This window comes from Streptomyces toxytricini (genome assembly GCF_014649915.1).
Taxonomy (GTDB): domain Bacteria; phylum Actinomycetota; class Actinomycetes; order Streptomycetales; family Streptomycetaceae; genus Streptomyces; species Streptomyces toxytricini.
Map to the genome: position 1 here is coordinate 357,959 of NZ_BMTY01000004.1, position 13,226 is coordinate 371,184.

At 73.9% G+C, this 13,226-nt stretch carries 9 protein-coding genes and 3 tRNA genes; 6 read left to right on the plus strand and 6 right to left on the minus strand.

Annotated elements, in window-relative coordinates; genetic code table 11:
* Positions 1-1,010: molybdopterin oxidoreductase family protein (locus tag IE170_RS32465; protein WP_229884623.1), on the plus strand; the 1,010-nt coding region annotated here is incomplete at its 5' end.
* A 194-nt stretch (positions 1,011-1,204) separates the two neighbouring features.
* The gene (locus IE170_RS07490; RefSeq protein ID WP_189808515.1) at positions 1,205-2,308 is read left to right on the plus strand and encodes an RNA polymerase sigma factor; all 1,104 of its coding nucleotides are present in this window, start codon (positions 1,205-1,207) and stop codon (positions 2,306-2,308) included.
* A gap of 60 nt (positions 2,309-2,368) precedes the next feature.
* On the opposite strand, the gene IE170_RS07495 is transcribed toward IE170_RS07490, so the two are convergent.
* The 4 genes from IE170_RS07495 to IE170_RS07510 form a co-directional block, all read right to left on the minus strand.
* The gene (locus IE170_RS07495; RefSeq protein WP_189808475.1) at positions 2,369-4,291 is read right to left on the minus strand and encodes an ABC transporter ATP-binding protein; all 1,923 of its coding nucleotides are present in this window, start codon (positions 4,289-4,291) and stop codon (positions 2,369-2,371) included.
* A complete protein-coding gene (locus IE170_RS07500; RefSeq protein ID WP_189808476.1) occupies positions 4,288-6,021 on the minus strand; it encodes an ABC transporter ATP-binding protein in 1,734 nt (577 codons plus the stop codon). Before IE170_RS07500 ends, IE170_RS07495 begins: the two co-directional genes overlap by 4 nt.
* A 122-nt stretch (positions 6,022-6,143) precedes the next feature.
* Entirely contained in the window at positions 6,144-7,598 is a 1,455-nt protein-coding gene (locus IE170_RS07505; protein WP_189808477.1) for an FGGY family carbohydrate kinase, read from the minus strand.
* Between the two features lie 76 nt (positions 7,599-7,674).
* The gene (locus IE170_RS07510) at positions 7,675-7,974 is read right to left on the minus strand and encodes a YtxH domain-containing protein (RefSeq protein WP_189808478.1); all 300 of its coding nucleotides are present in this window, start codon (positions 7,972-7,974) and stop codon (positions 7,675-7,677) included.
* A 145-nt stretch (positions 7,975-8,119) separates the two neighbouring features.
* Here IE170_RS07510 and IE170_RS07515 point away from each other — a divergent pair.
* The 3 genes from IE170_RS07515 to IE170_RS07525 all read left to right on the plus strand — a co-directional run bounded on the left by IE170_RS07515 (position 8,120) and on the right by IE170_RS07525 (position 8,529).
* Positions 8,120-8,192: transfer RNA gene (locus IE170_RS07515), tRNA-Asn, on the plus strand.
* 5 nt (positions 8,193-8,197) lie between these two features.
* Positions 8,198-8,270 (plus strand) — tRNA-Asn (locus IE170_RS07520).
* Between the two features lie 185 nt (positions 8,271-8,455).
* Positions 8,456-8,529, plus strand: a tRNA-Ile gene (locus IE170_RS07525).
* 110 nt (positions 8,530-8,639) lie between these two features.
* Here the strand turns inward: IE170_RS07525 and IE170_RS07530 are convergent.
* Entirely contained in the window at positions 8,640-9,827 is a 1,188-nt protein-coding gene (locus IE170_RS07530) for a carboxylate-amine ligase (protein ID WP_189808479.1), read from the minus strand.
* 213 nt (positions 9,828-10,040) lie between these two features.
* On the opposite strand from IE170_RS07530, the gene IE170_RS07535 reads away from it, so the two are divergent.
* Complete coding sequence (locus IE170_RS07535) at positions 10,041-11,315, plus strand: MFS transporter (RefSeq protein WP_229884625.1); 1,275 nt, start codon at positions 10,041-10,043, stop codon at positions 11,313-11,315.
* 24 nt (positions 11,316-11,339) lie between these two features.
* Here IE170_RS07535 and IE170_RS07540 read toward each other — a convergent pair whose 3' ends face one another.
* On the minus strand, positions 11,340-12,692 hold the full coding sequence (locus IE170_RS07540; RefSeq protein ID WP_189808480.1) for a carboxyl transferase domain-containing protein: 1,353 nt from the start codon (positions 12,690-12,692) through the stop codon (positions 11,340-11,342).
* Positions 12,693-13,226: the final 534 nt, after the last annotated feature.

The following is a 13,226-nucleotide window of genomic DNA, read 5'->3' on the forward strand; positions in this document are numbered from 1 at the left end:
AACTCACCGACCCGGCCGCCCGCGCCCACGTCGCCTCCGTGTGGGGCGTCGACCCCGACACCCTGCCCGGCCCCGGCCGCAGCGCCTACGAACTCCTCGACGCCCTCGGCACCGACGTGCGGGCCCTGCTCCTCATGGGCTCCAACCCGGTCGTCTCCGCGCCCCGCGCCGCCCACGTCGAGGACCGCATCCGCTCCCTGGACTTCCTCGCCGTCGCGGACGTCGTCCTCTCCGAGACGGCCGCCCTCGCCGACGTCGTCCTCCCCGTCACCCAGTGGGCAGAGGAGACCGGGACCACCACCAACCTCGAAGGCCGCGTCCTGCTGCGCCGCCGCGCCCTGACCCCGCCGCCGGGCGTGCGCAGCGACCTGGAGGTGCTGCACGGACTCGCCGCCCGCCTCGGCCTTGAGAAGGGCTTCCCCACCGCCGCCGAGGAGGTCTTCGAGGAGCTCCGGCGCGCCTCCGCCGGGGGGCCCGCCGACTACTCCGGCATCTCCTACACCCGCATCGAGGCCGAGCAGGGCGTCTTCTGGCCCTGCCCGGAGGGCTCCCAGGGGCAGCCCCGGCTGTTCCTCGACCGGTTCGCCACCGAGGACGGGCGCGCCCGCTTCGCCCCCGTCTCCCACCGGGACGCCGCCGAACTCCCCGACGCCGACTACCCGATCCTGCTGACGACCGGCCGCGTCGTCGCCCAGTACCAGTCCGGTGCGCAGACCCGCCGCGTCGACGAGCTGAACGCCGCAGCCCCCGGCCCGTTCGTGGAGCTGCACCCGCGGCTCGCGGCCCGCCTGGGCGCCGTCGAGGGCACCCCGCTCGCCGTCACCTCCCGCCGCGGCCGGGCCGTCGCCCCCGCGCGCATCACGGACGCCATCCGCGCCGACACCGTCTTCATGCCGTTCCACTGGCCGGGAGAGGGCCGCGCCAACACGCTGACCAACCCGGCGCTCGATCCGACCTCCCGGATGCCGGAGTTCAAGGTGTGCGCGGTCCGCGTCGAGCCGCTCGGCTGACCCGGGGCAGCGCAGGGGCAAGCGGGCGATCCGTCGGACATCCGTCCGATCCGCATCGGCAATCCCCGCAGCGGGTAACCATCCGGTCACGCACCGGACTCAGAAAGTGCCCGCACGCCCCTCGTGGCGGCGCTGTGCCGTACCCCACACTGAGGTGCGGTGCCACCGTCCTCGGAGCCCTGGAGGTCGCCCCCGTGCAGACCCGGATCCCGACCGTCAACGCGAGCCCGCCCGCCGGAGAGACCGGGGCCCCCGCGGCCGAGGAGCCCGACAAGGAGCCGGCAGCCGGGCCCGGCACCGGGTTCGAGGAGGCGGACGACGAGCCCGAGGCCCCGGAACTCATCGAGCACATCCCGGACCAGCGGCGCGCCGAAAGCGCCACGACCGGGCCCTCCGCGGACCTGTTCCGCCAGTACCTCCGCGAGATCGGCAGGATCCCGCTGCTCACCGCGGCCGAGGAGGTCGAGCTGGCCCGGCGCGTCGAAGCCGGCCTGTTCGCCGAGGAGAAGCTCGCCGGCGACCCCGACCTGGACCTCCGGCTCGCCCTCGACCTGGACAAGCTCGTCGTCATGGGGCGCATGGCCAAGCGCCGCCTCATCGAGTCGAACCTGAGGCTCGTCGTCTCCGTCGCCAAGCGCTACGTCGGCCGCGGACTCACCATGCTGGACCTCGTCCAGGAGGGGAACCTCGGCCTGATCCGGGCCGTCGAGAAATTCGACTACACCCGCGGCTACAAGTTCTCCACCTACGCCACGTGGTGGATCCGGCAGGCCATGTCGCGCGCCCTCGCCGACCAGGCGCGCACCATCCGCGTGCCCGTCCACGTCGTGGAGCTGATCAACCGCGTCGTCCGCGTGCAGCGGCGCATGCTCCAGGAGCGCGGCTACGAGCCCACAGCCGAAGAGGTCGCCGTCCACCTGGAGCTGACGCCCGAGCGGGTCGTGGAGGTGCTGCGGCTCGCCCAGGAGCCCGTGTCCCTGCACTCCCCGGTCGGCGAGGAGGACGACGTCGCCCTCGGCGACCTCATCGAGGACGGCGACGCCGCCTCGCCGATGGAGTCCGCGGCGTTCTTCCTGCTGCGCGAGCACCTGGAAGCCGTCCTGTCGACCCTCGGCGAACGCGAGCGCAAGGTCGTCCAGTTGCGGTACGGCCTCGCCGACGGGCGGCCGCGCACCCTGGAGGAGATAGGGCGCATCTTCGGCGTGACCCGCGAGCGCATCCGGCAGATCGAGTCCAAGACCCTCTGCAAGCTCCGCGACCACGCCTTCGCCGACCAGCTGCGCGGCTACCTCGACTGACGGCGGCGGGGGGCGCACGCGGCCGCGTACGCCCCCCGCCCCCTCGACGGCCGGCCGCTGCTAGTCGACCTCGGCCACCGCCTGCGCGAACTGCGCCGCGTACAGCCGCGCGTACGCGCCGCCCGCCGCGAGCAGGTCCTCGTGCGTGCCCTGCTCGACGATCGAGCCGTTCTCCATCACGAGGATCACGTCCGCGTCCCGGATGGTGGAGAGCCGGTGAGCGATCACGAACGAGGTGCGGCCGTGCGCCAGCCGCGCCATCGCCTTCTGGATCAGCACCTCCGTACGGGTGTCGACCGAGCTCGTCGCCTCGTCGAGGACCAGGATCACCGGGTCCGACAGGAACGCCCGGGCGATCGTGATCAGCTGCTTCTCGCCGGCGCTGACGCCCGAGCCCTCGTCGTCCAGCACCGTGTCGTAGCCGTCCGGCAGGGTGCGCACGAACCGGTCGGCGTGCGCGGCCCGCGCGGCCTCCTCGATCTCGGCGCGCGTGGCCTCCCGGGAGGCGCCGTACGCGATGTTCTCCGCGATCGTCCCGCCGAACAGCCACGTGTCCTGCAGCACCATGCCGATGCCGCCGCGCAGGTCCTCGCGGGTCATCTTCGCGATGTCCGCCCCGTCCAGGGCGATCCGGCCGCCGGTGACCTCGTAGAACCGCATCAGCAGGTTCACCAGGGTCGTCTTGCCCGCGCCCGTGGGGCCGACGATCGCGACCGTCTGGCCCGGCTCCACCGCCAGCGACAGGTCCTCGATCAGCGGCTTGTCCGGCTCGTACCGGAAGGACACCTTCTCCAGCACGACCCGGCCGCGGACCTCCTGCGGACGCTCCGGCACCGCCGCGTCCGGCTCCTGCTCCTCCGCGTCCAGCACCTCGTACACGCGCTCCGCCGACGCGACACCCGACTGCACCAGGTTCGCCATCGACGCGACCTGCGTCAGCGGCATCGAGAACTGCCGCGAGTACTGGATGAACGCCTGCACATCGCCGATCGACAGGCTGCCCGAGGCCACCCGCAGACCGCCGACCACCGCCACCAGCACGTAGTTGATGTTCGAGATGAAGAACATCACCGGCTGCATGATGCCGCTGACCAGCTGCGCCTTGAACGAGGCCCGGAACAGCGCCTCGTTCTGCTCGGCGAAGACCGCCGCGGACTCCTCCTGCCGGCCGAACACCTTCACCAGCGCGTGCCCCGAGTACATCTCCTCGACGTGCGCGTTCAGCGAGCCGGTCGACTTCCACTGCGCCACGAACTGCGGCTGGGACTTCTTGCCGATCTTCGCCGCGACGACCACCGACACCGGGATCGTCACCAGCGCGACCAGCGCCAGCAGCGGCGAGATCCAGAACATCATCGCCAGCACGCCGACGATGGTCAGCAGCGAGTTCAGCAGCTGCCCCATCGTCTGCTGCAGCGTCTGCCCGATGTTGTCGATGTCGTTCGTCGCCCGGCTGAGGACCTCGCCCCGCTTCTGCCGGTCGAAGTACGACAGCGGCAGCCGCGACAGCTTGTCCTGCAGCTCCTCGCGCATCCGGTACACGGTGCCGTTCATGATGTGGTTCGACAGCCGCGTCGCGACCAGCATCAGCAGCCCGGCCAGCACGAACACCACCAGCGCCCACACCGCGACGACGCCGACCGCGCCGAAGTCGATGCCCTCGCCCGGAGTGAAGTCCGTGCCCGACAGCATGTCGGCGGTGCCGTCCTCGCCGCGGGCGCGCATCGCGTCGAGCGCCTGCTCCTTGGTGAGGCCCGCCGGCATCTCCCGGCCGACGATCCCCGCGAAGACCAGGTCCGTCGCGTGCCCGAGGATCTTCGGGCCGATCACCGTGCAGACGACGCTGCCGAACACGGCGGCGACCATCCCCCACAGCTTCACCCGGTCGTGGGCGATCTGCCGCAGCAGCCGCTTCCCCGAGCCCTTGAAGTCCAGGGACCGCTGCCCGGGTCCCGTCATCATCCGTCCTCCGGGCCCGCTCATGCGGCCTCCGCCTCCGTCAGCTGGGAGAGCACGATCTCCCGGTAGGTCTCGTTCCCGGCCATCAGCTCGTGGTGGCGGCCCTCGCCGACGACCTGTCCCTCGTCGAGCACGATGATCCGGTCGGCATCGCGGATCGTCGCGACCCGCTGCGCGACGATGACCACCGTCGCGTCCTCGGTCTCCCGGCCCAGCGCCGCGCGCAGCGCCGCGTCCGTCGCGTAGTCCAGGGCCGAGAAGGAGTCGTCGAACAGGTAGATCTCCGGGCGCTGCACCAGCGTGCGGGCGATGGCCAGGCGCTGGCGCTGACCGCCGGAGACGTTCGTCCCGCCCTGGGTGATCGGCGCATCCAGGCCGCCTTCGAGCGCGGCGACGAACTCCCGCGCCTGCGCCACCTCCAAGGCGTGCCACAGCTCCTCGTCGGTGGCGTCCGGGCGCCCGTAGCGCAGGTTGGAGGCCACCGTTCCGGAGAACAGGTACGGCTTCTGCGGCACCAGGCCCACCGTGCGGGCCAGCAGCTTCGGGTCGAGGCGGCGCACGTCCTCGCCGTCGACGAGGACCTCGCCGCCGGTCGCGTCGAACAACCGCGGCACGAGCCCCAGCAGCGTCGACTTGCCGCTGCCCGTCGAGCCGATGACCGCCGTCGTCTCCCCGGGGCGGGCCACCAGGTCCACCCCGCGCAACACCGGCGCCTCCGCGCCCGGGTAGCGGAAGTCGGCGCCGCGCAGCTCCAGCACACCGCGCCGGGACAGCTCGCGCACCGGGTCAGCGGGCGGGACGACGCTGGACTCCGTGTCCAGCACCTCCTGCACGCGCTCCGCGCACACCTCGGCGCGCGGCACCATCATGAACATGAACGTGGCCATCATCACGGCCATGACGATCTGCATCAGGTAGGCGAGGAACGCCGTCAGCTGGCCGATCTCCATGCCGCCGCTGTCGATGCGCATCGCGCCGAACCAGATGACGGCGACGCTGGAGATGTTCACGACCACGATGACCGTGGGGAACATCAGCGCCAGGAGCCGCCCCGAGGCCAGCGACACGTCGGTCAGCGAGGTGTTCGCCCCGCGGAAGCGCTCCTTCTCGTATCCGTCGCGGACGAACGCGCGGATCACCCGGTTGCCGGTGATCTGCTCGCGCAGAACCCGGTTCACCACGTCCAGCCGCTCCTGCATCTGCCGGAACAGCGGTCGCGTCCGCCACACGATCGCGCCGACGGACAGGCCGAGCACCGGCACCACGGCCAGCAGCACCCCGGACAGCGCCACGTCCAGCGACAACGCCATCGCGATGCCGCCGACGCACATGATCGGAGCCGAGACCATCAGCGTGAAGGTCATCAGCACCAGCATCTGGATCTGCTGCACGTCGTTCGTCGTGCGGGTGATCAGCGACGGCGCCCCGAACTGGCCCAGCTCGCGCGCGGAGAAGCTCTGCACCCGGTCGAAGACGGCGGCGCGGACGTCGCGGCCCAGCGCCGCGGAAGTGCGGGCGCCGTAGTACACGGCGCCGATGTTGCAGCCCAGCTGGACGAGGGAGACGGCCAGCATCAGCGCGCCGAAGCGCAGGATGTAGCCGGTGTCGCCCGTCACGACGCCCTTGTCGATGATGTCGGCGTTCAGCGTGGGCAGATAGAGGCTCGCGCTGGTCTGCAGCAGTTGCAGCAGCACCAGCAGGGCGATCGGTTTCCGATACGGACCCAGATGGGTCCGCAGAAGTCGTATGAGCACGCGCAGGCTCCGGTCGGGGATCGAGGGGGGTCACCCCATCTTCGGCCAACCCCGCGCCCGGACCCACCCGTTTTTGCAAAGGGCGGTCAAAGGGAGCAGACCGCCCGCGTCCGCGCCCCGCCCTACGCCTGGAACGCGCCCGGGTGGATCTGCTCGCGCGTCGCGATGTACTGCTGGCGCACCGCCTGCCAGGCCGGGTAGTCCTCGCCCGGCTCGAAGACCTGCGCCGCCGGCCCCGGCCACACGGGGGGCGTGTGCGGGGCCAGCGTCCCCTGCTGCACCCCCAGCGCCCACGCCGCCTGCCGCGCCGCGCCCAGCGCCGCGTAGTCCGCGGGCGCCGGTACGACGATCTGCGTCCCGAACAGCCCGGGCGCGGCCGCCTGCACGGCAGGCAGCCCGGCCGCGGCGCCCAAGAGGAACACCCGCCGGATGTCGACGCCCCGCATCCGCAGCACGTCGATGGCGTCGGCCAGCCCGCACAGCATGCCCTCGAACGCGGCCCGCGCCAGGTGCTCGGGCTTCATGGAGTCGCGCCGCAGCCCGGACAGGGTGCCCGCCGTGTGCGGCAGGTTCGGGGTCCGCTCGCCCTCCAGGTACGGCAGGAGGACCAGGCCGTGCGCACCGGGCGTCGACTTCAGCGCCAGGTCGGACAGCCCGTCGAGATCGGTGCCGAGCAGCTCGGCCGTGCCCCGCAGGGCCCGCACGGCATTGGAGGTGTTCACGACCGGCAGGTGCATCCCGCCCGCGTCGGCGAGGGAGGTGATCAGCCCGTTCGGCTCGGTCAGCGCCTCGTGGTGGACGGCCATCACCGAACCCGACGCGCCCAGGGAGACCACCGCGTCGCCGGGACCCAGGCCGAGGCCGAGCGCCGCGGCCATGGTCTCGCCGGTGCCGGCCGAGATCAGCAGCCCCTCCGGGGTCATCCCGGCGGCCTCGGCCGGCGCGAGGACCTCCGGCAGCAGCGCCATGTGCCCGAGGGCGAGCTCGACCAGGTCGGGGCGGTAGGAGCCGGTCCGGGCGGACCAGTAGCCGGTGCCGGAGGCGCCGCCCCGGTCGGTGGTGCGCCGGGCGGGTCGGCCCAGCAGCTGCCAGACCAGCCAGTCGTGCGGCGACATGACCACTGCCGTGCGGCGTGCCGCGTCCGGCTCCGTGCGGGCCAGCCAGGCGAGCTTCGCGACGGGCTGGGCCGAGTGCGGGACGCAGCCCACGGCCTCGGCCCAGGCGTGCCAACCGCCCAGCGCCTCGGTGAGGTCCGCCGCGGCGACCTGCCCCCGCTTGTCGTTGCCGACGAGGGCCGGGCGGACGAGCGCGCCCTGCGCGTCCAGCGGCAGCAGCCCGTGCTGCTGGGCGGAGACGCCGATGGCCTGGACCCCTTCGAGGAGCCCCCCGCCGGCCGCCTCGCCGAGGGACAGCAGCCAGGCCTGCGGATCGGCCTCGTGCGGGTGGAAGCCTTCCGGATCACCCGCGGGCTGGGGATGGGGCGCGTAGCCCTGGCGCAGTACGGCACCCGTGTCGGTGTCGCAGACGACGATGCGAGTGAAGGCGGAAGAGCTGTCCAGCCCGGCGACTATCCCCATGCGGAGAATTCTGCCGCACGGCGGTGCGGGATCCGCCGCCCCGGGAGGCAGCGGATCCCGCAGGGAGCCGGGCGTCTCAGGTGTTGCTGGTGCCCCACTCGTCGTCGTAGCCGTTGCTGCGGCCGCGCAGGGCGCGCACCCGCTCGGCCAGCGCGGCGGGCAGGACGCCGCCCACCTTGTCGCCCAGCACCGTGACGGCCTTCCCCGCGTACTGCCGGCCGGTCTGGCCGGCGGTTTCGGCCGCGTTCCGCACGGCCGGGTTCTGCGCGACCTCGCGCGCGGACTTCTTCAGCTGCTCGTAGCGCTCGCGCCCGGCCCGGGAGCCGAGGACGTATCCGAGGCCCAGTCCGACCGCGAACGCGACCTTGTACCGCATGCCTGCCACCTCTCGTCGTGTGGTGCCCGGCCGGCGCTCGATACCGATTGGCGGAGCACCCCCCTGCTTGCGCTAATCTATGTCTCGCAACGGGCGCCCGCCCCCCGGCTCGGCCGGAGGTGGGCCGTTCGGCGCAACGCAGCAATCCCCTGTAGCTCAATTGGCAGAGCAGCCGGCTGTTAACCGGCAGGTTACTGGTTCGAGTCCAGTCGGGGGAGCGCGGTCCCCTGTAGCTCAATTGGCAGAGCATTCGGCTGTTAACCGGAGGGTTGCTGGTTCGAGTCCAGCCGGGGGAGCAGAGGGAAGAGGGCCCCGGTCGGGGCCCTCTTCTTTTTTTGCCCTGCGGAGGGAACCGAACGGCCCGGGAAGCGGTCTCCCACGTCAGGTGAAGCCGATCACGCGGGGCATCCGGAGCAGGAGATCGTATGAGCGGCTATGCTGCGGCAGACGGCGCGCACACATGTACGCGCCACGCCGAGAAGGGGCGGTAGCTCAGCCGGTTAGAGCAGCGGACTCATAATCCGTCGGCCGTGGGTTCGAGTCCCACCCGCCCCACCGCAAGCCGCAGGTGCAGAAACGATCGCGCCTGCGGCTTCGGCGTTTCCGGGGTGCGGACGGCCGTGTGGGCCGGGGCGGTGTGGTGGCCGTCACCCGCGGCTGTGCGGTCAGACGTTCTCCGTTTCGTCCGCCAAGTGGCGCAGGACGTCCGTCAGGTTGCCGCGGCGGGTGTACGCCGTGCGCTGGCGCTGGGCGCCCGAGCCGTCGCGGAGGAGGCCGCCCAGGGTCTTGGCGGCGTGGTCGAGTTCGTCCGCGGCCGCCAGTTCCGGGGCGACCAGTTCGAGGAGGGCCTCCGCCAGGTCCGCCGCGGGGAGTTCGGCTCCGGTGTACGGGTCGAGGCCGAAGCCCTCCAGGCCGTCGTGGGCGGCCCGCCAGCGGGCCAGGCGCAGGACGTCGTCGCGGAGGGCCGGCTCGGGGCGGTCCTCGGCGATCTCCCGCAGGGCGGTCGCCACGAGGGCGCGGACGAGTTCGGCCTGGAGGATGGCCGTGTCGATGTCCGAGGACATGTCGGGCGCCCGGATCTCGAGCGTCGGCCAGTGTCCGGACGGGCGGAGGTCCCAGTAGACCATCTTGGTGTCGAGGGCGGCGCCGGAGCCGAGCAGGGTCTGCACCGAGCTCCGGAAGTGGGCGGTGGACGTGAAGTGCGGGGGCAGACCCGCCGAGGGCCAGCCCGACCAGGCCATCGCCCGCCAGCTGGCGTGACCGGTGTCCCGTCCGCCCCAGAAGGGCGAGTTGGCGGCCAGCGCGATCAGCGTCGGCAGCCACGGCCGGACCCGGTTCGACACCGCGACCGCCGTGTCCACGTCGAGGGTGCCGACGTGGATGTGGCGGCCGCAGCTGACCAGGGTGTCGGTGAGCGCGCCGAAGCGGCGGTGCTGCTCGCGCTGGCGCGGCTCGTCGTCCGTCAGGTGCAGCGGCGTGTCCACGGCCACGACCGGCGAGGGCGCGGCCAGCAGCCGGCAGCCGTGGGCGCGGGCGGCGCGGGAGAGGGTGCGGCGCAGGGCGGCCAGCTCCCTGCGCAGTTCGGTGGCGGACTCGGAGACCGGGGTGGATATCTCCACCTGGTAGCGCGTGCCCTCGGGGTGCACCTGGTGGGGCAGGCCCGCGGCGGTCTCCAGGACGCGGGGGGCGGCCGGGACCACCTTGAAGGTGCGGGCGTCGACGAGGAGGAACTCCTCCTCCACGCCGACCGTGAGCGGTGCCGTGCCGGGAACGGGGGCGGGAACGGTGGAGACTGCGGGGACGCCGTCGCCCGCCTTGTCGGTGCTCGTCGTGCTGGTGCCAGGTTCGATCACTACGCCTCCCTGGACATTACGAGTCTTTTCATCATGAGCGGGCGACAGGCGGCGAGCGCGCGCCGATTCGGTCAAATGTCCCTCCGGCATGGCGCGTTAGCGGCAAGCGCCCGCAGGCGGTGGGGCCGCGGATCCGGGTGGGGCGACTGTTGCGGCTGCGTGAAACCGGCCACGGCCCGGCGGCGCGGCGCGGGCCGCCGGTTAGCATCCCGTGTGACCGGTACGAGCACCCCCGCCCCCGCCCCCGCGGGCCGTCCGCCGCGCGTGTTCGCCGACCTCACCCCGCTGCGGACCTCGCCCGACTACCGGCGGCTGTGGATCGGCAACACCGTCTCCTGGACGGGCCAGACGATGACGGCCCTCGCGATCTCGCTCCAGGTGTACGACATCACCGGATCCAGCTTCTCCGTCGGGCTCGTCGGGCTGTTCTCCCTCGTCCCGCTCGTCGTCTTCGGCCTCTACGGCGGCGCCGTCGCCGACACCGTGGACCGCCGCAGACTCGGCCTGTACAGCTCGCTCGGCATGGCCGTCCTGTCGGTGGCCCTGGCCGGCGCCGCGCTGCTCGGGTACCACCGGGTGTGGCTGCTGTACGCCGTCGTCGCCCTGCAGGCCGTCTGCGGCGCCCTCGCGGGGCCGGCCCGCTCCGCGATGATCCCGAGGCTGCTGCCTCCCGAGCAACTGCCCGCCGCGAACGCGCTGAACTCCGTCACCATGACGTCCGGCACGATGGTCGGCCCGATGCTGGGCGGTTTCGTCGTCGGCCTTTTCGGCTTCCAGGCCGCCTATTTGATTGATGCCGTCACCTTCTGCGCCGCCCTGTACGCGATGTGGCGGCTCCCGGCGATGCTGCCCGACCGGGAGGGCGGCGGGCGGGGCCGGGCGTCCGTCCTGGACGGGCTGCGTTTCCTCGGGACGCGCCCGAACATCCGGATGACGTTCTTCTCCGACCTGGCGGCGATGGTGCTGGCGCAGCCGAAGGCGCTGTTCCCGGCCGTCGCCGTCGTCTGGTTCGCCGGCGACGCGAAGACCACCGGCCTGCTGGTGGCCGCCCCGGCCGTGGGGGCGCTGCTCGGCGGGCTGTTCTCCGGCTGGCAGGGCAGGATCCGCCGGCACGGGCTGGCGATCCTGCTGGCCGTCGCCGCGTGGGGGCTGGCGATCGCCGTGTTCGGGCTGACGCGGAACCTGTGGCTCGGCATCGTGTTCCTGGCGCTGGCCGGCTGGGCGGACACCGTCTCCATGGTGTTCCGGTCGACGATGATGCAGGCCGCCACCCCGGACGAAATGCGCGGCCGGCTCCAGGGCGTGTTCATCGTGGTCGTCGCGGGCGGGCCGCGGCTCGGCGACTTCCTCGCCGGGACCGTCGCCGACGCCGCCTCCCCGGCCGTGGCCGTCACCGGCGGCGGCCTCGCCTGCGTGCTCGTCGTGGCCGTGCTGGCCGTGTGCTGGCCCGGCTTCGCCCGCTACGACGCCCGGTCGCCGCAGCCCTGAGCCGGGCGGGCCGCGGGTCCGTGGTCAGGGGCGCGGCCGCGGGGCGACGACGCCGCGGGCCACGCCGAGCGCGACGAGGTCCTGCGGGCGGATGCGCAGCTGGTCCGCCGTGGCCGGGGCCTGCGCCGCCGGGCGCTTGAGGATGGCCGCGGCCAGCTCGGGTGCGATCACCGAGAAGTAGGCGTCCGGCGTCACCCACGTGTTGCCCGGCGCGGCCAGCGCCAGCGCCCCGCCCGAGCCGCCCTCGCCGATGAGGAGGGTGGTCACGGGGACGGAAACCTCCGCGACCGCCGCGAACGTGTCCGCGATGGCCGCGCCGGCGCCCTCCCGCTCGGCGGCCGCGTCGTTGGCGGCCCCCGGGGTGTCGACCAGGGTCAGGACGGGGATGCCCAGCCGGTCCGCGAGGCGGATCACGCGGGCCGCCGTGCGGTATCCGGCCGGGCGGGTCGCCGTGCCGCACTGGGCGGCGTACGCGACGGCCCGGCCGGCGTGCAGCCCGATCCCGCACAGCATGCCCGGGTCGGCGCCCCCGGCCCGGTCCCCGGACAGCGGCAGCCGCAGCGCGAAGTACGCGTCCAGGTAGGCGGCTGCGTGCGGCCGGTCCGGGCGGCGGGCCTGCCGTACGGCGTCCCAGCCGCAGGCCGGGGGCGGTGCGTCGGACAGCGCGGCCGGCGGCTCGACCGGCTCGGCGGAGCGGCGCGCGGCGAGGACGCGCAGCCAGTCGGCGAGGACGCCGGGCAGCTCGGCGGGCGGCACGACCGCGTCGACGTGCCCGGCGGCGTACTGGGCCTCCGCCGTGTAGGCCGCCGGGTCCGCGTCGGCGGGCCGCACCCGGGAGCCGGCGAAGCCGACCTGGGCGCCCGGCAGCGCGAGGACGACATCCGCTCCGGCACCGAGGGTGGCCCAGCCGCCGCCGGTGGTGGGATCTCGGAGCACGGCGATCTGCGGGAGGCCCGCGGCCCGGGTGAGGACCGACTGGCGGGCCACGCGCTGGAGCTGCGCCAGCGCGAGCATGCCCTCCTGCATCCGGGAGCCGCCGGTCGCGATCAGGGACACCAGCGGCAGGCGGTGCGCGCGGGCGTGCTCGTACGCGGCTTCGAGCCGGTCCCCGGTGCGTTCGCCGAGGGAGCCGCCGAGGAAGCCGAACTCGAAGGCGATCAGGACGGCCCGGCTCCCGCCGATCGAGGCGGCCCCGACCACCACGGACTCCTCCTCGCCGGTGCGGTCGGCGGCGCGGGCGCGGGAGTCGTCGTAGCCGGTCCAGCCCAGCGGCCCGTCCGGCGCGGACGTCCGCGCCGGGGAGGGGAGTTCGGCGAAGCTGCCGGGGTCGGTCACGGAGGCGAGGGCCGCGCGGGCCGAGAGGCGGGTCGTGGTCACGGGGCCACCCTAGGGCGCGACGCGGCCGCGGGGGCGGCCGGTTCGAGCCGCTCTCGGGCGGCGGCCGGTGCCCGGGCGGCGGCCGGGTCCCGGCCCGGTCTCTTCGGCGCCGCCCCCGTCCGGGCGTCCCGCTGGGGAGAGGCGGCTGACGGCGGGACCGTGCGTCGGCCGGGGTGCGCGGATACGCCGGGCGGCCGCGGCTGCCGGCGGGGCGGTGGTCGGGGCCCGGTCCGGTCGGGGGCCTTCGTGCGGGCGTCCCGCGGGGCGGCGGTCGGCGGCTGGCTGCTGGCTGCTGGCGGCGGGACTGTGCGTCGGCCGGGGTGCGCGGATGCACCGGGCGGCTGCGGCTGCCGGTGGCCGGGCTGTCGGGCTCGGTCCGGTCGCTGCGGGTGGCTCGTGGGCAGCAGGCGGCTGCGGCTGCGCAGCGCGCCGGCCTGAGCGGCCGCCTCGCGCGGCTGCGGCTGCCGGTGGCGGGGCGGTGGTCGGGGTCCGGTCCGGTCGGGTGGGCCTTCGTGTGGGCAGCCCGTGGGGCGG